The organism is Clostridium uliginosum, from assembly GCF_900112485.1.
Taxonomy (GTDB): Bacteria; Bacillota; Clostridia; order Clostridiales; family Clostridiaceae; genus Clostridium; species Clostridium uliginosum.
The window spans coordinates 13,474-35,440 of the sequence record NZ_FOMG01000011.1 but is presented as its reverse complement, the minus strand read 5'-3'; the positions used below and the strand labels follow the sequence as shown (position 1 = coordinate 35,440).

Annotated in this window: 14 protein-coding genes; 4 read left to right on the top strand and 10 right to left on the bottom strand. The window is 28.1% G+C overall.

Features of this window, described 5'->3' with window-relative positions; genetic code table 11:
* Positions 1 to 294 precede the first annotated feature (294 nt).
* Positions 295 to 846 (bottom strand): hypothetical protein, encoded by a 552-nt coding sequence (locus BM027_RS08930; RefSeq protein ID WP_090090986.1) that lies wholly within the window; start codon positions 844 to 846, stop codon positions 295 to 297.
* A gap of 657 nt (positions 847 to 1,503) precedes the next feature.
* Here BM027_RS08930 and BM027_RS08925 point away from each other — a divergent pair.
* The gene (locus tag BM027_RS08925) at positions 1,504 to 2,289 is read left to right on the top strand and encodes an SH3 domain-containing protein (RefSeq protein WP_090090984.1); all 786 of its coding nucleotides are present in this window, start codon (positions 1,504 to 1,506) and stop codon (positions 2,287 to 2,289) included.
* A 584-nt stretch (positions 2,290 to 2,873) separates the two neighbouring features.
* Here BM027_RS08925 and BM027_RS08920 read toward each other — a convergent pair.
* A complete protein-coding gene (locus tag BM027_RS08920; protein ID WP_090090982.1) occupies positions 2,874 to 5,816 on the bottom strand; it encodes a cadherin-like beta sandwich domain-containing protein in 2,943 nt (980 codons plus the stop codon).
* Positions 5,817 to 6,430: 614 nt separating this feature from the next.
* Between BM027_RS08920 and BM027_RS08915 the strand changes: the two genes are divergently transcribed.
* Positions 6,431 to 6,943, top strand: coding sequence for a GNAT family N-acetyltransferase (locus tag BM027_RS08915; protein ID WP_090090980.1), 513 nt, complete (start codon positions 6,431 to 6,433; stop codon positions 6,941 to 6,943).
* Positions 6,944 to 7,058: 115 nt separating this feature from the next.
* Here the strand turns inward: BM027_RS08915 and BM027_RS08910 are convergent, their stop codons facing one another.
* On the bottom strand, positions 7,059 to 9,023 hold the full coding sequence (locus BM027_RS08910) for an N-acetylmuramoyl-L-alanine amidase (RefSeq protein ID WP_090090978.1): 1,965 nt from the start codon (positions 9,021 to 9,023) through the stop codon (positions 7,059 to 7,061).
* A 709-nt stretch (positions 9,024 to 9,732) separates the two neighbouring features.
* Positions 9,733 to 11,958 (bottom strand): N-acetylmuramoyl-L-alanine amidase, encoded by a 2,226-nt coding sequence (locus tag BM027_RS08905; protein ID WP_090091114.1) that lies wholly within the window; start codon positions 11,956 to 11,958, stop codon positions 9,733 to 9,735.
* Between the two features lie 262 nt (positions 11,959 to 12,220).
* On the opposite strand from BM027_RS08905, the gene BM027_RS08900 reads away from it, so the two are divergent.
* Positions 12,221 to 13,048, top strand: coding sequence for a Cof-type HAD-IIB family hydrolase (locus BM027_RS08900; protein ID WP_090090976.1), 828 nt, complete (start codon positions 12,221 to 12,223; stop codon positions 13,046 to 13,048).
* Positions 13,049 to 13,414: 366 nt separating this feature from the next.
* Here BM027_RS08900 and BM027_RS08895 read toward each other — a convergent pair whose 3' ends face one another.
* The 3 genes from BM027_RS08895 to BM027_RS08885 all read right to left on the bottom strand — a co-directional run bounded on the left by BM027_RS08895 (position 13,415) and on the right by BM027_RS08885 (position 15,717).
* On the bottom strand, positions 13,415 to 13,825 hold the full coding sequence (locus BM027_RS08895) for a hypothetical protein (protein ID WP_090090974.1): 411 nt from the start codon (positions 13,823 to 13,825) through the stop codon (positions 13,415 to 13,417).
* Positions 13,826 to 14,081: 256 nt separating this feature from the next.
* Positions 14,082 to 15,227 carry a hypothetical protein gene (locus BM027_RS08890; protein ID WP_090090972.1) on the bottom strand — a complete coding sequence of 382 codons (1,146 nt, stop codon included), beginning with the start codon at positions 15,225 to 15,227 and terminating at the stop codon, positions 14,082 to 14,084.
* A complete protein-coding gene (locus tag BM027_RS08885; protein WP_090090970.1) occupies positions 15,220 to 15,717 on the bottom strand; it encodes an RNA polymerase sigma factor in 498 nt (165 codons plus the stop codon). The genes BM027_RS08890 and BM027_RS08885 overlap by 8 nt, the downstream gene beginning before the upstream one ends.
* A gap of 266 nt (positions 15,718 to 15,983) precedes the next feature.
* Between BM027_RS08885 and BM027_RS08880 the strand changes: the two genes are divergently transcribed.
* A complete protein-coding gene (locus BM027_RS08880) occupies positions 15,984 to 18,056 on the top strand; it encodes a YcdB/YcdC domain-containing protein (protein WP_090090968.1) in 2,073 nt (690 codons plus the stop codon).
* A gap of 268 nt (positions 18,057 to 18,324) precedes the next feature.
* Here BM027_RS08880 and BM027_RS08875 read toward each other — a convergent pair whose 3' ends face one another.
* The 3 genes from BM027_RS08875 to BM027_RS08865 all read right to left on the bottom strand — a co-directional run bounded on the left by BM027_RS08875 (position 18,325) and on the right by BM027_RS08865 (position 21,425).
* Positions 18,325 to 19,920, bottom strand: a complete 1,596-nt coding sequence (locus tag BM027_RS08875; protein ID WP_090090966.1) for a peptide chain release factor 3 — start codon at positions 19,918 to 19,920, stop codon at positions 18,325 to 18,327.
* Between the two features lie 748 nt (positions 19,921 to 20,668).
* Complete coding sequence (locus BM027_RS08870) at positions 20,669 to 21,094, bottom strand: HEPN domain-containing protein (RefSeq protein WP_090090964.1); 426 nt, start codon at positions 21,092 to 21,094, stop codon at positions 20,669 to 20,671.
* The gene (locus tag BM027_RS08865; protein ID WP_175559959.1) at positions 21,069 to 21,425 is read right to left on the bottom strand and encodes a nucleotidyltransferase domain-containing protein; all 357 of its coding nucleotides are present in this window, start codon (positions 21,423 to 21,425) and stop codon (positions 21,069 to 21,071) included. Before BM027_RS08865 ends, BM027_RS08870 begins: the two co-directional genes overlap by 26 nt.
* Positions 21,426 to 21,967: the final 542 nt, after the last annotated feature.

Sequence of the window (21,967 nt, the reverse complement as noted above, 5' to 3'; positions counted from 1 at the left end):
TCCCTACTAAATTTCTATAACATGATTTTACAACATGTAAATAAAGAACTTATATCACTATTACTAATGATATAAGTTCTTTAATGTTAAATACTTATCAATTTTTTAGAACACACTTTCTAGCATCTAAAGTAATATATAAGACACATGAAAGAAAATAATAGACCAAATAGGCATCGTATATTTGGTACAATGACAAGGAGACAAATATTCGATTAATAGCGATTTGCCGACGCAGTATGACGCAAAATAGTCAAGCATGCTTTCCTATTATTTTTTGAATGTGCCTAAATTCTATTTCTTAAAAAGATATTTTTTGATAGTATCTTCAAATATCTTTTTATCTTCATCACTTTTAAATGCATCATAAGGAATAATAACTTCTTCATTACCTTCAAAACTTATACAAAGACAATCATCTATTGTAGTAAAATCTGTAATTAAACTTAATGGAACACTATTTTTATGTTTCTTTTTAGTAATATTCATTTCTTCTTTGTTCAATGTTATTGTTATGTTCTTTCCTAAAATACCCTCATCATTCTTTAATCTTTCTTTAAGATTCTTTTTAGCTTTATTCAACCAAAATTTTGGTAAATAGCAAGGTGATGTAATTCCTAATGTAATAAAAATAAGTGCAAATATAATTGAAAAAATCGGACTATTTCCTTGATTATATTCTTGCATTCCTAAAATGCAGTAAAGTACTCCAATGAAAAGCCCTAAAAAAACAACTATCCTTTTTCTTATTTTAACCGATTTTTGATGGACTTCAGAATTATTAGTTTTATAGATTGAAAAATCTATCCACTGTTCTTCTGTATTTTTATATTTTACTTCTATCATACCCTTTTCCCCCTCATTTTTCCTTTTATATTAATTTAGGCATATTAAATAAAATAATAAGTTAAAGATGTGATGTATATTTTTCACAATAACAAGGAGATATGTTTGCTCGTAGCTTGTCTATTAAGTGAACATACCGATGTAGTGTGACATAAGATGAACTTATACCCTCAAGGGGCACCTCGCCTTAAGACAAAATAGACTAGCATACTAACGTGCTATTTTTTTGAATATGCCTTATCTTATAATACCTATTTATTATAATATATATTGTAATTATATCCAATCTATTATTATATTAGGCTTTGTTTTAAAACTACACTATATCCTGAATTATTATAGCTTTTCTGCTGTTAATCAACAACAAATGAAAGTAATTACTTACATGGTAATTAGTAAAAAGCTTTCCTAATTCTTTATTTTTTGGTATAATTAAATTTATCGGGCAAAAAACTAGGTATAATTTATGAAATTTAATTATAAATTGTCGTTTATTATACATAATAATAAAATTATGTATTTATATAAGAACCATGTAATTTATTAGTATATATTACTTATTATATGTCTATAATACTGTATATTGAAATTTTATTTTAAAGATTAAATAAATACTTTTTCTTAATCCTATAAGGAAAAACTGAAGGGAGTGATTGGTTGTCAAAATTAGCAAAATGTTTATGTGGACTATATATATGTTCATCAACATTTCTGCCTTTAACTTATGACAATACAAAACTTAACAACATAGCTTCAAATGAAGCTTGGAATATTTCAAGTTCAGAAATAAAGTTAACAGCAAATAGCAAAAATGAGGAAATTAATGATATTTCCAAGGATTTAAAAAAACATGGACAAGTAGTAAATATTGATTCTAATCTTTGTATTAGAAAGAACCCTAATAAAAATGGTTCAGTATATTATGGTTTATATAAAGGCATGATTTTTGATATATTAGATAAAGAAGGCGAATGGTACAAAATAAAACATGATTACACCACAGGATATGTGCATAAAGATTATGTTAAGGAGTATGATGAAATTCCACCTTATCCAGTATATGATATGCCTAAAGATATTAAAATAAATGATAATAAAATTAAAATAAGTCGTGGTGGTGAAATAGGAACACCTATTAAAGCTGAATTAACTGCTTATTGCAATTGTGCTTCATGCTCAGAGTCATGGGGTAAAAAAACTGCAATGCAAACACAGACTAGAATAGGTGTTATTGCAGCGCCTAAAAACGTTCCTCTTGGAAGTAAAATGTTCATTCCTGAATTAAAGTCCTATAAATCAGATTGTATATTTAATGTTGAGGATAGAGGTGGCGCAATTAAAATAAAAAATGATGGAACCTACATAATAGATGTATGGCTACCATCACATGATAAAGTTAAAAAATTTGGCAGGAAACGTACTGTAATTTATTTACTAAACTAAGACATATAAAAAAAATGATTATAAATGAAGCTATGTTTTAAGTGAGTATTGATATTTTAATCTAAAGCTCCTGGACGGTGGAATTCACTTTAAGAACTCTAAAATAAAGATTAGTCCTATTAATGCATGCTCCCAATCAAAGATTGTGACAAGCAATTAATAGTACAAATATTCATTAAGAGTTCTAAAAAGCAAATTCCAATGCCAGTTCGCCTTTATATTAAAATATCAACACTCTTCTAAAACATAGCCTTATAAAGAAATTACACTAAAAAATAGGACAAATAATTGCGAGATAAACATTAGAAATACTTAGTATAATCTTCCTAGTTTATAAAGCACTATTTGTCCCATTTCTGGTTTTATATATTTTTTACTACTATCACCAAGTGATAATATATCTTCTTTTTTGTGTCTACTATATTTTAGACACATTCAAAAAATAACAGACCAGTATGCTTGTCTATTGATTATCATACTGTGTCGGAAAGTTCTACTGATAGCCCCTATTAGCAGAACTTGCATCCTTGCCTGACATCCAGTAAACAGTGCATTTTTTGATCTGTTATTTTCTTTCATGTGCCTTAGTACATCATTCCATAACTAGAGAATGAATACCATTGACCATCAATATAAGCTCTTTCATTTTGAAGCATTCTACCACTTCCATCAAAGTAATACCAAGATCCTCCTGAAAGTAGCCATCCTGTTTTCATGATTCCATTTGCGTTAAAGTAATATTGGTTACCTCTATTTTTGTCATAGTACCAGCCTATTTGCATTTTTCCATTATTATCTAAGCAATACCATCTTCCATCAGTTTCTTGTTTCCAACCTGTTGCTCTATATCCTGATGAATTTACATAGTACCAAATTTTTTCAACTTTTACCCAAGCATCTTTAACTTGTCTACCTTTGTTGTCAAAGTAAATATAGTTTCCTTTTACTTTAGCCCATTCTTCATATTTACTCAAATCAATCCAAATTTTATTGCTTTCATCATAATATGCATCATTCTTATTATTATCTTCATTATTATTATCATCATTTGGATCTTTAATATCATTTATATCATCATTAGTTCTATAGATATTTAAAGTATAAGTTTCAGTTTTTGTTCCATCTTCAGATGTAATTTTTATTTCAATTTCTGTTTTCCATTGTCCCTTAAGACTTACAGATATCGGTGAGCTAGTAAACTTCTCTCCATCAACAGTAATGTTTGAATAGTTTTCATCTTCAGGAATAGGCTTAACTTTAATACTCTTTACATCTGGATCTACACGAACTTTGCATGTATCATTATCAGGATCAAAATTAAAATCTCCTGGATTAAGTTCTACATTTTTTAATTTAGCATTAGAACTTCTAGCATCTTGTTTAATTGTAACAGTATAAAGCTTCTTAGTCTTACCATTCTCAGCTGTAACAATAATTTGCAATGTAGTTTCACCAGTTTCTTGTAATGGAATCTCCATCTTTGAACCTGAAGTTAAGGCATATGTCTTTCCAGTTTCTACAACTTTTGCTTCAGTAATATTAGCTTTAAGCTCATCAGTTACTGCAGTTACATCTATCTTTTTATTATCTTTTTTTACTGTCAAATCATAATTTAATGTTTCTTTTGAAAATCCTGCAGTTCCATCATCCTTCTTTAAATCTCCTGTACTAAAGCTTAAAGAACTTAAATAAGCATTTTCCTTACTAGGAACTTCTGGATTTTCAGGATCTTTACCATCCCCTTGTATATTAAATATATACTTATCTCCTACTGGATTACCATTTTTATAAGGTCTTATGATCATTTGTTTACCAGCGCATTTACTTAAGTCTAAACTTAAATTTCCATCCTTATTAACAACTTCTTCTTGTCCATTAACTGTAACTTTTGCTATAGCACCATCTAAAAAATTACCTATAGTAGTAAATTTAATATTTGCTGGTTTTGTAGGATCAGTAAGGTAAAAATCATATTTATATGTAGAAGAATTAAATGGTATTGGTGTAGTTCCACCATTAGCTTCCTTTAAAATTGCATTATCAAAAGCAAAATTAAAATTAGATTCTTCACCACTGAATTTAACCTCTAATTGATATGTTGCCAAAGGATCTCCTAACACATCAGAATCACTTGATCCTTTATAAACATCTAAATAAATTACATTTGCATTTTCTTTAGTGCTAGTACTATCACTAAAAGAAACATATTGATCAAAGTCTTGTTGTTTTATAGTGGTTCCACCATAATCATTAATATAATGATTACTTGCTTTAATCACATAGCCACTCTTTGCACCAAATGTAGGAGTTATTTTAACCTTTCCAGCACGTTTATCCAAAGTAATTTGGCCTTTATATACTTTAGTGCCACCCTTTTTCCCAAGATCTTCAAATGACTTTCCTATATAATTTTCATTATCTGTAATAATATCACTATAATATTTACTGTCAATTTTTACTCCTCTAAGAGTATAGTCATCAGTACTATTTTCATCTTTAAACTTTAATTTAATAGCGTAATTTTTACCAAGATTATTATCATTAGGTATACTAATTACCATAATCTTTGAATCAGTTTTACTTAACGATCCAATTAGTTTATTTCCGTTTTTCTGTACTGTTAAATCTTCTATACCATCCATCCACACTCTAGCACTATCTAAATTAAACGACTCTTGAAAGTTTATTACATAATCTAAAGTACTAATTTGGTCATTTACAATGTGTTCATATGTAAAAAAAGTTTCAGTTTCTGTTGTTTCTAATTGCTTTTTATATAAAAATGGTACTTTATTTTTCTCTGTATTTTCAATATTAGCATCTTTCTTACCAATATAACTAGAAAAATCTATTTTATCTATTTTATCTTGTGCATATACTGAGGCATGTTCAATAGTTATAGCTTCTTCCTTAGTATATTGTGATGCTGAAGTTGGACCTTCTGTAACTTCTGTACTATTACTAATGTTACCCTTATCATCTGTAGTATAAGTTGTCTTTTTATTTGTTATTGTAGTTGTTTCTTTAATTTTATAACCTATTTCATTAATACCTAATGGAAGGTCATGTATTTCAAGTCCATTTTTGGTTAATCCAACATTATCTGTAACTGTACATCCAAGTTTTTGTGTATCGTCTAAGCTCATCTTATTAATAGTTGTTAGTTCAAGTTTTCTTTCAATTTTAGTTGTAGTTTCAATCTTAGTTGTTATATTTCCTAATGTACTTTCTTTATTTTCTATTGTATCTTTTGGATTATCCGGAATACTTATTTCAAAAGATTTAAATCTTCCCTTTGTTATATAAATACTTTTATCATTTGAATCTTGACCTACTGTATTACTAGGATCTTGAGTATTAGTATCAAGTTTTACTCCTCCAACAGTTATTTCATAGCCTGCTCCTGATGGAGTTGATGCATTAGCTTTTTCACTATATCCACCCCATGACGTAGGTAGAAGTGAAAAAATACACATAAATGTTATTAATAAAGATATAATTCTCTTTTTATTGTTTTTCTTTCCCATTTTTATCCCCCTAATATCTTATTTCCCAACTTATAATATATATTTATATATTATCATATTTTTCTACACAAAATAAGGTTTTTACAGCAATTGTTATTAATATCACACTGTGTAAATAATACCATATTATATTTTTTGATATTTATTTCCTGGGTAATTATATTTTTAAAAAATATGTAATTTAAACTCAATTTATATATATATAATTAATACATACATCTACACTATTTTTAAACTATTAATCATATTATATTTTCGTTTAATTTAGCATTATCTTTATAGATTAAGACACATGAAATGAAATAAAGTAACAGCGCATAATAATGATCTATTATTTTTTTGAATGTAACTACATTAATTTACATTTTACAATTTACGTTGTACAATATAAAATTAAAAATGTATATATATGTTCTAATTAATATAATTCATTATTTATATGGTTAACATTTAAAGAAATAATAGAGATACTGAATAAATTCAAATGAACAATTATTTTTAGAATATATATATTTAAAAATAAGACTTATTTAAAATTTTTAGAATATACTATTCAAATAAATTCCATAGCAATTTAGGCATATGAACGCAAATAACTTATTTAGGGGGATAAAATGAAAAACGAATTTAGATTAGCAAATAAAAAAGATATAGATAATATTCTATCAATATTTTTTAGTGCAGTTGAAAACATGAAAAATTTAGGAATTAATCAATGGGATGAACTTTATCCTAATGAAGATGTTATAAGAAACGACATAGAGAACAATAAAATGTACATATTAACAATTAATGATACTCCTGTTGCAACAATTGTAATGAATGAAGAACATGATAAAGAATATAACGACCTTAATTGGAAATATGATTTTAAAGAAGCTTCTGGCAAAGTCTCTATAATCCATCGTGTATGTGTTGATCCTAACATTCAAGGAAAAGGTATTGGTAAAAAAATAGTTATGTTAGGTGAAGAAGAATTAATAAAACAAGGTTACTGTGCAATTCGTCTTGATGCATTTTCTCAAAATCCTTTTGCCTTGAAATTATATAGTTGTTTAAATTATCTTTATGTTGGTGATGTTCAGTTTCGAAAAGGTAAATTTCATTGTTTTGAAAAAAAACTATAATTTTAGACATAAGGACTTATTATTTTTTGGGGAGTATGCCTAAAATTAATCATTAAGCAAAAGAAATAGCAGCCAATATACATATAATATTGGACTGCTATTTTTTTTAAGATGCCTAAATTCCACTTGATATAGAATCTGCAATTGCACCTGCTATTTTATTTTGATAATTTGAATCAGCACAGTTTGCTGCTTCCTCCGTATTTGTTATAAATCCAGATTCTACTAGTACTGCAGGCATCTTTGTATTTCTACATACAAAAAGATTTCCATCTTTTCCGCCTCTATTTACAGCACCAGTTTTATTTACAATGCTGTTTGTAATATCAACTGCCATATTTTTACTTATAGAAAGCTTATAATCACTAAATGCTCCACCAAAGTTAGCATCTTGTGAGTTTGAGCTATAATAAGTTTCTACTCCTTTTGCTGATTCTGCTTCAGCTGAATTATGATGTAAACTCACAAAGAAATCTGCATTAAAATTATTTGCCATCTCAACTCTTTTAGTAAGACTTTGAGTCACTCCTAATGTTTCTCTATCAGTTTCATTCCTAGTCAACATTACTTGATATCCTTGATCTTCAAGTTTTGACTTTAACTTAACTGCAAGTTGCATATTTAAATCTCTTTCTGCATACGTCACTCTATTGTGTGTAGCATAAGCACCATCATCGCCACCAAAGTTATGTCCTGGATCTATTACTATTAATTTTGAAGAACCACCACTAACTCTACTACCTCTCTTACCATCTGTGCCTATTTGCCATCCATTTATTACAGTGTCTTTAAGCATTGCACCTGAGGAAGGTTGTAAATAATAGAAATCATTGCCACTCATTGTCCAACCTGTTGCCATAGATCCATTACTATTTGAATAGTACCATGTTTCTCCAAGCTTAAACCAACCTGTTGCCATAATTCCATCTGAGTATAAGTAATACCAATTATTATCAGGTCTTATCCATCCATTAAGCATACTTCCATCAGTATTAAAGTAATGCCAATTTCCACTTATTGAAAACCAACCAACTCTCATTGCTCCACTACTATCTAAAAAGTATTTTTTGTTGTCAATTAACTTAAATCCATTAACCATACTACCATCACCTTGAAGGTAATACCACTTGGATCCATCTTTAAGCCATCCAAGTTTCATTGCTCCAGAAGATTGAAGATAATACCATTTACTTCCTGCCCTAAGCCAATCTTTTGCCATAGAACCATCACTATATAAATAGTACCAATTATTATCTGGTTTTATCCATCCTGTAGCTTTACTACCATTTGATGTGTAGTAATACCATGTTCCACCTTCACATCTCCATCCAATTGATGATGTAATATTTGTACTACTATCATTTGAATTTTGAATTGGTGAAGTTACTTCAGGAGCTGTTGGTGTGTTTGGAATGACAGGCTTTTCTGGGCTTACAGATCCACCTTTATCATCAGTATTTGGTGTTACCTCCGGCTTAACATTAATGCCTGAGTAAGTTAACATATCATTATATAAGCTATTAACTTCTTCACCATATGTGCTACTTGGAGCCCATTTTCCACCTAATGAATTTACTGTAGGTGATTTACCCTTAATAGTTACAAAATGTCTTGGATCATAAGTATTACTTTTAGGATATCCTTCAGCTCCTGCATATAATGCCAAGTGATCTAAGTGAGCTTGTACTCCTTCATCCCAACTATTAAACCTTGTGTGAGCATTTGGATCAGTATCTCCTCCACCTGCTGAAGTTTTAAGTCCACAAGGATTGTTGTAAGTTTCATCTAATACTCCACCGAACTTCCCATATCCGGTTTCTTTAGCTGATTGTACATATGCAATGCCTGGATTAACGTTTCCACAGTCTTTTGCATATTTCCAATAAAGCTCTGCTAAATTTATAAAAGTATTAGTAGCACCTTTAGATTTAGCCCATTTTTTAGCTTGCTCAACAGTTACTTGAGTATTTGACACTATATTAATGTCAGCAATAGCAGCTTGTACACTTGTCGTTGGAGCTATTGATAACACAATAGCTAAAGCAAGAAAAAATGAAATTACCTTTTTATTAATATTCAAAACTTTCCCTTCCCTCCATTTCTTTTTAACCTAATGCATTTTCAAAAAATAATCAGTTAATATACATAACATATTGGACTGTTATTTTTTTCAAATACCTAATTAAATTTAGAAATATCATTACAAAATTCATCAAAAAACTCCATCATAATATTCCAAAATCACAATAATTTTAACATATACAAAAAGAAAAGTAAATTAGATAAATCCTCTCCATTCTTCCCTTTCCCCCTTGATTTTACACGCTTTATGCCAAATCCTCAAATTTATCCATCTATTATTTACCAATAAAATCATGTAAACATTTTAAATATTACAATGTTATTAAAAATCAAATAACACTTAAATTTGTTTTTAAATTATCCACATAAGTATTATGCATTTTCTTCAAATCCATAAAAATATAAGATAGAATATCTAAAAAAGAAATAGAGATATGTCTTTTACGTAGTATTACATCAAAAAATAAACCTTAGTGTCTCACTATCACCAACTAGAACATCTAAAAAAAGAAATAGGGATAAGCCTTTTACTTAGTATTGCATCAAAAAATTTCTTATTAGAGTTTCATCATTTCAAAGGTGAAAAGTGTTATTGTCTGAGAGATTTATCTCGAGTTTAACACTTTTCAGTTTTGAAATGATAGATAACTCTTTAAGAAATTTTCTGCAATACTAAGTAAATGCTTATCCCTATTTTTTGAAGATCCCTAGTTCAATCCACTTGCTATTGAGTCTGCAATTGCAGATGTAACAATTTCTTGACTACTTGAATCTGTACATTTAATTGCTTCTGATGGATTTGTTATAAATCCACATTCTACTAATACTGAAGGCATCTTTGTATTTCTGCAAACAAATAATCCGCTGTCCTTACCTCCCCTATTTGTAAATCCAGCTTTATTACAAATATTATTTGTAATATTTGTTGCCATAGATTTACTAATAGAAATCTTAGAATCACTATATGCGCCTCCAAAGTTCTCATCTTGTGATTTTGAACTATAGAAAGTTTCTATACCATTTGCAGATGCTGCATCAGCTGAATTATGATGTAAACTTACAAAGAAATCTGCACCAATATCATTAGCTAAATTAACTCTCTTAGTAAGACTTGGAGTTACAGCTAAAGTTTCTCTATCTGTTTCATTTCTAGTCATCATTACTGTATATCCCTTAGATTCAAGATCTGATTTAAGCTTAACTCCAAGTTGCATATTTAAATCTCTTTCTATATATGTAACTCTATCATGTGTAGCATAAGCTCCATCATCTCCACCAAAGTTGTGTCCTGGATCTATTACTATTAATTTCTTTCCACCCGAATTTGTATTATTTCCTGGAGTACTTGGCGTATTAGGTGTGTTTGTATTATCATTATTTGAGCTTTGTCCTTTTCTCTTACCATCAGCACCTATTTTATATCCATCTATTGTAGTATTAGTAAGAGCTTTACCTGAAGACTTATCTAAATAATAATAATCAGAACCACTTTTTACAAAACCAGTTGCCATACTTCCATTACTATTTAGATAATACCAAGTTCCACTAAGATCAAGCCATCCCTTTGCCATAGCTCCTGTATTATATAAGTAATACCAGTTTCCATCTAGATTAATCCAGCCTGTAGACATGTCTCCATCTTCATTAAAGAAATACCAATAATTATTAATGGATGTCCATCCTGTCTTGTTTGCTCCATTATCTCCAAATAAATAAGTTTTATTTTCTATAGATTTAAGACCAGTTGCCATACTTCCATCACCTTGCATGTAATAAGAAGTGTCACCATCTTTAAACCATCCTGTCTTTAGCTTTCCACTATCTTCACAATAGTACCATTTCTTACCTATTGACAACCATCCATTAGTTACTAGAACCCCTGAATCTTTAAAGGAATACCAATTAGATCCATCATGTTGTAGCCCCTTTGACATAGCTCCACTAGTTTGCATATAGTACCATTTTTTATCAATTTGTTTCCAACCTAATGATATTGTTCCATTATCGTTAAGATAGTACCATGTTCCATTATCGTTTAACCATCCAGTTAGCATCTTACCTGAATCATTTAAATAATACCAATTTGCATCTGGTTTAATCCATCCTTTTGCTTTAGTATTATCTGAATAGTAATAATACCATACTCCATCTTCATTCTTCCAACCAATTGTTGATGTAACTTTTGGTTCCTTAGAGGGTGCTGGAGGTATTATTGGTATTTCAGGTTTAATTACTGGTTCTACTGATAATTCATTTGGTTTAGACTCAGTAGTACCTGGGTTTAAAGTGCCTGAACTGTTATTATTTTCATTTTGACTATTATTATCTGCACTATCTATGCCTGAATAAGAGCATAAAGCTTTATAATAGCTATTTACTTCTTCACCATAAGTGCTACTTGGCGCCCATTTGCCACCTAAAGAGTTAACAGTAGTTGCCTTCCCTTTTATGCTTATAAAATGTCTTGGATCATAACTATCACTTCTTGGATATCCTTTAGCTCCTGCATATAATGCTAAATGATCTAAGTGAGCTTGTACCCCTTCATCCCAAGAATCAAACCTTTTATGAGCATTTTTATCAGTATCTCCTCCACCTGCAGAAGTCTTCATTCCACATGGATTGTGATAGCTTGCATCTAATACTCCTCCAAATTTACCAAACCCAGTTTCTTTACCAGCTTGTACATATGCAATTCCTGGATTTACATTACCACATTCCTCTGCGTATTCCCAATAAAGATCCGCTAAGGCTAAAAATTCTTCACTTGCGCCTTTAGTCTTTGCCCATTTCTTAGCTTGCTCTGCAGTTACCTGTGTGTCAGATATTATATTAATATCTGTTATTGTTGCATATGCAGTTGTTGCTGGAATTAAACTAATTATCATTGCAAAAACTAGTAAAAAAGCTGTTATTTTGTTTTTTATAATCAAAACAGTCATTTCTCCCCTCTATTTAATTGTTAAAAGTCATGAAATTTCATCAACAAATTATTACTAAACTTGACTTAATTTTATCACAATATATAAGAAGTGTAAATTAATCATATAAGTATCTTAATATCCATAAATAAGATTTTAAAGGCTGAATAATTGGAAGAGCATACCTTGAAGATTATATACAAGAATAGTACAATAATAGTACAAATAGTACCTCGGGGTATCCTGTAGGTACTTACTTAGGAGGAAAAACATAATGAACTATAAATTAATCTGTATTGATATGGATGGAACTTTATTAAATAAACATAGCGAAATTAGTGAAAAAAATAAAAATACCTTAAAGAAAGCTGTTGCTTCAGGAATAAATGTTGCAATCTGTACAGGAAGAATATTTGCTTCTGCAGATTACTTTTCAGATCTTGTAGGTATAAAAACAGCTCTTATAGCATGTAATGGTTCTTACATTAAAGATAAGTCTACTAATGAGGTTATATACACAAGTACACTAAAAAAAGAACAAATATTAAAAATATATCGTACAGTAAATAATCATAATTTTAAAATTATATATTATACTTGCGATACTGCAATTATGGAAAAAGAATTTCCAGAAGATCATACATATGTGGTTACAAATAAGTTAGTACCTGATGAGAAAAAAATTAAATTCTTTATAACTTCAGATATAAATGAAATCATCAACAAATATGGTGATGAAATTATTAAAATTATATGTTTAGATAATAGAGAAGATAAAACTGAACTTCTTGAAGTAAAAAAAGAACTGCTTAAATTTTCTGATTTAGAAACAGTAAGTTCAGGTGGTAATAACTTTGAAATAATGCAACATGGAGTATCAAAAGGAAATGCCGCAAAAATACTAGCAGAGAAACTTGGAATTAATCAAAAAGAAATAATGTGCATAGGTGATAATGAAAATGATGTTTCAATGCTTAAATATGCAGGACTTGGCGTTGCAATGGGTAATGGATGTGCTTTAGCAAAAGAAGTTGCTGATTATGTAACAGATACAAATGTAAATGATGGAGTTGCAAAAGCAATAGAAAAATTTGCACTTTAAAACATTATACTTAATTAAATATATACTAGTTAATAATGTACTCAAAGAATAAATATATAGTTAATTCTAGTTACAAAGCTATTTCTAAAATTTCTAAAAAATAAAAAGGGTATGTTTTAATATAGTGTTGATATTGTTACATTTTTGTTCAGTGGGCATTAGAATTGGACTTTTAGAACTCTTAATGAGTATTGTCACATTAGTTGCTTGTCCAAAACTTGTCTTTGGAGCAAGCTGGAATGGGACTATACTCATTTAGATGTTCTTAAGTTTAATTCTTTAGCCCGCTGAACAATATGTAACAATATCAACACGCTTTTAAAACATAGCCTTTCATTAAATTACTTTCATCTTTATTTTAAAAAATTATTTAATACAACACTCTTCTGGATAATAAGTAAATATTACTTTAAATGTATAAGTTCCGCATTTACTTACTACTTCAAAGTTTAAACTATCAGATTGACCAGGTGTTAACGCATTATTGGTTGATACTGCTATCCCTGTATTAGTTATGATATATTTACCTAAATCACCTATTACAACATCATCATCATTCTTGTAATTAGAACCTAAATAATTAACCACAAAATTTCCACAAGATTGTGAAGATTCATATTCAAAATATTTAGTTTTCCCTGCGCATATATATATCATTTTATCTTGTGGACGTATTCCTAACTTTAATTTGCAAGAATTAGAATTTGATTCAATATCTAAATCAAATTTCCCTTTGCTATCATTAGTATCAAACTGCGCTTTGTCTATCATTCTCATTGAGATTTCCTCCATTGTTTAATCAAACAGTCTATTATTTTCCTGTACTACATTATATGAAATTAACCTAAATATGTACTGTAAATCTAGAAAAATGATTAACTTTAACTTAAGGAATCTACAGGTAAATAACTAGCCAATATTGTTATTTAGACGCATTCAAAAAATAATAGACCAGTATGCTCGTCTATTATTCGTCATACTGCGTCGGCAAATATACGATGCATCTTTGGTCTATTATTTTCTTTCATGTACCTTATTTAGGTATGTCAATGCTTTTAGCCATATTTAAAATATCATCTTCCCCAAGACCTTTTTTCGCTAAAATGCTATATGATATATTATCTTTATTCCATTTTGCAAGATTAATAAACTCATTACTTCCTTTTAAAATTATATCCATTGAATTAAAATTTACTGTTTTCTCTACTTCATATTTAGTGAAGTCACCACTTATATCTTCTGTTACCTTAGCCGTTCTAAATACAATAGTATCATCACCATTAACATAATTTATTGATACTACTTTATTTGAAATAGAGCTTATATTATCTATTTTAAAATCTAGAGGCAATTCTTGTGGAACCTTAAATTCAAAATTAGCTGAATTCTTCAACGCTGCTAAACTATTAAATTTTTTCTCTTCAAATGTTTTATTTATAATTGCCCCATCTATATTGGAAATTGGTTTATCTAAATTATTATTATTAGATTTAACATTATTAGATCTATTACTTAAAAGTGAATTATCATTATCTAACTTAGTAATCTGTTTATCTAAATTATTATCATTAAATTTAACATCATTAGGTCTATCACTTAAATATGCATTATCACTATTAGCTTTCTCAATTAAAGGCGAAGAATCATTATATGAATTACTATAATTTAAATTTGAATCTACATCCTTTGCTTGTCCGCTTTCTGATGATGATTTTGTATCACCTTCTTCTGATGTTGAATATGACTTTTCTATTTTTGTATTTTCAGATACTTTCTTTGATGAACTATTTGTATTTTGATAATTTATATTTTTTTCCGTACTTTGCTCTCTTTCCCGTGATTCTAATTGTTCATTTGGTAAGTCTACATCCATTTCTTTGTTTTCTGCTACTTCTATTGAATCAGTAGGGTTTGAAACTTCAACTGACTTTAAATCTAATTTCTTAGATTTAAAAAAATCTATAAATGAGTTATTAGTTATACTACATAAAACAATTGCAAAACATGCTGCATACATTAAAAGATTCTTTATAAACCTACTATGAGTGCTTTTTATTTTATCTTTTCTATTTTCTATATCCTCTTTTTTAGCTATATTATCTATATTAACAAGTATCCTTTTTTTCATGTCTTCATCCATAGTAATTTTATTCATATAGTATTTATATTTCTTACTCAAAATCGTATCCCCCGTTCAATGTTTTTTTAAGTATATTTCTTGCTCTATGTAATAAAGAACGTACCGTGGATTCTTTTTTTTCAATTATCGATGCGATTTTTGCTGTAGTATAATCCTCATAATAAAACAGATGAATAACTTCTCTATATTTTACTGGCAATTTCATTACAGCCTCAAATACATCACTATTAGTCTCTTTATAATTATCATAATAGGGGAATTCTATTAATGGTTGTCTATGTTTAAACCATGAAGATTTTAACTTATTTATACAAAGATTTCTAGTTACACAAATAATCCAAGACTTTTTGTGTTCTTCATCTTTAAAATTAGATTTGTTTTTAATTAACTGTATTAAAACATCTTGAAGTATATCCTCTGAATCATGTATGTTTTTCATATAAGAATATGAAAGCCTTAATACCATATCTCCATAGTTATCTAAATCTTCTGATGTAATTTCATTCGTACGCAATGAAATATCATTCATTATGATTCCCCCCTCACCTATAACACAATTTAAAAAGATAAAATGTTGCATTATTTGAAACATTTTTTTATTTGGCTCTATTTTAAAACCGTGTTGATATTGTTACATATTGTTCAGAGTGCTAAAGAATTGGACTGTGTTTTTAAATTAAAATCTTTACTTAATACTTTTTTGTATAATAATACATTATATCCAAAATATGTTATTATAATATAAATACCTATTTTAGGAAATTATTAAATAAATTATAAAGGGTGGTGTATTTTATGAAAAATAAGAGATTTTTAAGTTTAATTTTAACCTTTTTCTTATTAATACTTCCTGCTCCAGTATTTGCAGCAGAAACTGATAGTAAAAGTCTTGAGCAAGCTATTACTGCCGCAAAAAACATTATAACAGTTCCAGATGATTACACTAATTTCACACATTCTTCATCAGGAAGCGGGACAAGTAGTGATAAGGTTACAACGTGGAAACTTACTTGGAAAAAAGATCAATCAGATTATGGAGAAATCCATGCATTGATTGATGAAAATAAAAATTTATATGAATACAACAAATATTGTATTAATGATATTTCAAGTGGTTTAGCACAAATTACAAAAGAAGAAGCTAAAAATTCTGCCGAAAAATTTTTATCAAAGGTATTTCCTTCTTCTTCAAATCAAATGAAGCTTATTGACACAAAAACTAATAATTTTCAAGATAATAAATATACATTTATATATCAACAATTTTCAAATGATGTACCTATTAGTTTTTCTTCTGTAAATATAGGAGTAAACAAATATACTGGTGAAGTTACTACATTTAATAGACTAACTCAAAATGTAGCAAATAAAATATTTGAATATCCAACTTTAGATAATAAAATAGATTATGCTACAGCTAAAAAAGCATACTTAGACAAGCTAGGTTTAGATTTAAAGTATTATTCTTATTATGATTATTCTCAAAAAAAATTAAATATTTTTCCTGCTTATTCTGTAAATAACAGTAACCTACAAGCAATAGATGCAAAAACAGGAGCTGCCATTAAACTTTATAATGAGAATAATATTTACATGGCAAATAAAATGAACTTATCTGAAGGAATGGCCGATAAAATTAATACCTTAACCGCAGAAGAAGAAAATGCTATTAAAAATGTTTCTGGGCTCATTACAAAGGAAAAAGCTGAAAGTATTTTAAAATCTCACATAGATCTTATAGATTCTAATATGAAATTAATAGATGCCTCTTTAAACAAAGATTATTTAAATGATGAATATATTTGGCAACTTACATTTGAAGGTGGTTATGGTAAAGTAAATGCAAAATCTGAAGAGTTAATTTCTTTTAATTATTATTCACAAGAAGCAAAAGGTGATAAAAATATCTCACAAAACGAAGCTTTAGATATGGCAGAGCAATTTTTAAAACAAGTAGCACCAGATAAATTTTCATCTACAAAATACAATAGTGCTTATGAATTAATTTTAAATACTGACAAATCAGATAACTATAAAAATGATATCTCTTCCTTTAATTTTGTTCGTCAAGTAAATGGAATAGACTTTGTTAGCAATTCATTAAATGTAGAAATAAATAAAAGCACAGGTAAAATAATTCAATATAATAGATCTTGGTATGATAATGTAACCTTTCCTTCTATTAACGGAACTATAAATAAAGAAAATGCATTTGATAAAATCAGTAGTGCAGTAGGCTTTAACTTAGAATATTCCTTGATAGATAAAGATAAGGTTGGGTTAATTTATAACTTTTTAAATTTAGATAGAGAATATCTTCTTGATCCTGTAAATGGAACAAGATTAGATTTTAAAGGAGATGTATATAAAGATTATAAAGTACCAGAGTACACAGATATATCTGGACATTCTTGTGAACAAACTGTAAAACAACTTTTAAACAATGGTTACTATATTAAAAGTGATAAATTTAATCCAGACAGCAATATAACACAAGATAACTTCTTAAAATATCTTTATTCTCCTATTCAAAATTATTATAATGATGAAGAATTTTATAATATGCTAATAAAAGATGGTATTATTAAAGAAGAAGAAAAAACACCAAATGCCTTTGTTTCAAACCAAGATGCTTCAAAATTTGTAATTAGATATTTAAAGTATGAAGAAATAGCAAAGCACTCTGAAATATTTATTAATCCATTTAAAGATAATATCCCTGAAGAATTAAAGGGTTATGCTTCAATATGTTATGGACTTAATATCATTGCAGGTGATAATAATAGAAATTTCAATGCTTCAAACAATATAACTAATACAGAAGCAGCATCAATTATTTATAATGTTTTAAAACAAAATAAATCTTAAAACAGCTAATTACACCAAAATAATATAAAAAGCTATGTTTTAAAATAGTAGGGCTGTCTCAGAATTACCAAGTCAAGTAATAACAAAAAAATAGAAATGACATTTATTAAAGAAGACTAGAAAAATTTCGCTAAGGTTATTTTTCAATGCTTCTTACACAAATGTTATTTCTATTTTTTTGAATATACATAATACCATTAAATGATTTGTATTCTGAGACAGCCCTTTTCACTTAAAACATAGCTATATACAAAACCTTTTTTACCCTCTATTCTTCACTTTTACCCACAGCTGAAAGTATTAATCCCTTATTATGATCTAATGCCCAACTTATTCCCCAATCGTTTTGGAATATAAGTAGATTTCTTTCCTTTAAGTCTTTTACCTTCTTAGTATCTGAAGTTAAGTTTAATGAATCCATGTCCACATCCTTATTTTCTATCCATCTTACATATCTATAAGATAATCTATCCATCTTAATATCTACATTGTACTCATTATTTAATCTGTATTCTAATACTTCAAATTGAAGTGCACCAACAACACCAACTATGATTTCTTCCATACCTATATGTGTTTCTTTAAATACTTGAATTGCTCCTTCTTGAGCTATTTGAGTAACACCTTTTACGAATTGTTTCCTCTTCATTGTATCTATTGGTCTTACCCTTGCAAAATGTTCTGGAGCAAAGGCTGGTATTCCTTCAAATTTAAATTTCTTTGATGGAGTACATAAAGTGTCTCCTATTGAGAATATACCTGGATCAAATACACCAATTATATCTCCTGCATAAGCTTCTTCAACTATTTCTCTTTCTTGAGCTAAGAATTGTTGAGGTTGCGCAAGCTTAATCTTCTTTCCGCCTTGCATATGCATAACTTCCATTCCCTTTTTGAATTCTCCTGAACATATTCTCATAAATGCAATTCTATCTCTATGAGCTTTATTCATATTAGCTTGTATCTTAAAGACAAACGCTGAGAATTCCTTATCAAATGGATTGATCTCACCTGCACTTGAATTTCTAGGAAGCGGTGATGAAGTCATTTTTAAGAAGTGAGCTAAAAATGGCTCAACTCCAAAGTTTGTTAATGCTGATCCAAAGAATACTGGAGTAAGATCTCCTCCTCTAACCTTTGATTCATCAAAATCATCTCCTGCTATATCTAAAAGCTCTATGTCTTCCATAAGCTTATTATGTAAAGGAGCACCTAAAAGATCCTTAAATATCTCATCATTTACATCACCTTCAACAGAACTAACTTCTGTTTGACCATGGTTTCCAGAATTAAAAGCTAATATTCTATTATTAGTTCTTTCAAATACACCTTTAAATTCCTTACCACAACCTATAGGCCAGTTAATTGGATAAGTCTTAATTCCAAGTTCATTTTCAATATCCTCTAATAACTTAAAAGGATCTTGAGCTTCTCTATCCATTTTATTTATAAACGTAAATATAGGTATTCCTCTTAAAGCACAAACATGAAATAACTTTCTTGTTTGATCCTCTATACCTTTTGCAGCATCAATAACCATTACTGCACTATCAGCTGCCATAAGTGTTCTATAAGTATCTTCTGAGAAGTCTTGGTGACCTGGAGTATCTAGTATATTAATGCAATATCCATCATAATTAAATTGCATTACTGAAGAAGTAACTGATATACCTCTTTGTTTTTCAATTTCCATCCAGTCAGAAACTGCATGTTTTGATGATTTTCTAGCCTTAACAGAACCTGCAAGTCTTATAGCACCACCATAAAGTAATAATTTTTCTGTAAGTGTAGTTTTACCAGCATCCGGATGGGAAATAATTGCAAAGGTTCTTCTCTTTTCAATTTCATTTATATAATCAGCCAAAGATAAATTCCTCCCTAACATTAAAAAGTTTTCAAAATTTCTAAGTTGCAAAATATAAAATTATCAATGCAACATATATATTTTTTAGGCTATGTTTTTAAACCGTGTTGATATTATTACATATTGTTCAATGGGCTAAAATGTAACAATATAAACACTATATTAAAACAGAGCCATTTTTTCAAAATAAAATACATTATATATAATAATGTAAAATTTAGACTTATATATGAAACTCGACTCATATACGTTCGCTGAGTAAGTTCGAATAACCAAATATTAAATTTGGATTCTTACTTATGAAACTCAACTCACATACGCTTTTACTTAGTAAGTTGCATAAAGTATTATATCACATATAAGTGCCCAAATACATAAGCATTCTTCTGTTTAGACATATTTAGAAAATTAATATCCACCTATATATGATTATATCCAAAATAAAATTTCCCAACAAATAGAATTTATCAATCCTAACTTTGTTATTTTGATGCGAAGCTATTTTTTAGAAAAGTGTTAATATTGTTATATTTTTGTAAAGTTCAATTTCTTAGCCCACTTTATAATATATAACAATATAAACATAGTTTTAACACAGTGATTAACATGAAAAAAAACTGTCTCAAAATCATTTTAAATCATCTTGAGACAACACTTTTTTCTTTATATTAGCTAGTACAATACTATATTGTAAATTTTACTAAATTTATTCCTGAAGTGCTAAAATTTACATCCTACTGGTGCTAATTTATTTCAAGTTATCAAATAAATTACATTGTTTTAATTCTGTATTTACTGTATTTACTTTGTTTAATTTATTTAATTCTGCTTCTATAATTTCTTTAATAATTAAAGTAGTTTTTACAACTTCATCACATTCTTCTTTTATTGTTTCCATATAATCCTCACTTGGATATCTTTTATCAAAATAATAATCCTGTACTTTTCTTAAAAAATTTTCATACTTATCTAATTCATTTATTTCTAATTTTTTAGATAATGTGACCAATTTATGTGATTTACTTAATTCTCCCAATTTTCTATCTAATAGATATTTAAATGCCTTTTCTAAGTATTGTTGACATAGCACAACAATGTTATCATATTCTCCAGTATATTTGTGTAATATTTTTGCTGAATTTAAATCTTTATTTGCAAAATCTAGATAATTCATTCTGTACCTCCTTAATTGTTTTACAATCTTTTTCAATATATTTTAAAAATGTGTTAGTTTTATATATGATTTTAAATTTATTAAATTCGTAATACTTAAAATCCACATCCACATTAATGTCTAAATCATCAAAAATTTTAGATAAACTATTCACTAATTCTATATTTTTATCTTTAGTTCCTATTATTAACAAATCAATGTCACTATCATTATGAATATGTTTTTTAGAAACACTTCCATATACAAATACATATTTTATAAAATCTAATTTATCTAACTCTATAGATATTTTTCTTAGTGTGGCATAAATAGGTACATATAAAGAATTCACAATATCAACCCCTAATAAAATATAATTAAATTTTAATGTAATAATACTATATTAGCATATGTTATACTACATTAAACTCATTTTGTGCAACAATAAAAAAACAAAAAGAGATTTATTAAACTACTACTTATTAATAATTCGATTTTTGCTTTAAGTTTACCCTCTCCACCTATATATAATTATATCCAAAAGAAAGTTTTCCAACAAATAGAATTTTTCAATCCTAGTTTGGATATCTTAATATAAAGCTATGTTTTAATATAGTGTTGATATTGTTACATTTTTGTGAAGTGTGCATTAGAATTGGACTTTTAGAACTCTTAAGTGAGAGTCAAAATTTTATATTTTATTACTCGAACTTACTCATCGAATGAATATGAGTCGAGTTTCCTATATCAATTCTTTAGCACACTGAACAATATGTAACAATATCAACACGGTTTTAAAACATAGCCTAATATGAAAAAAGCTGTCTCAAAATCATCTTGAGACAACACTTTTTTCTTTGTATTAGCTAATACAAAACTAATACCTTATATATA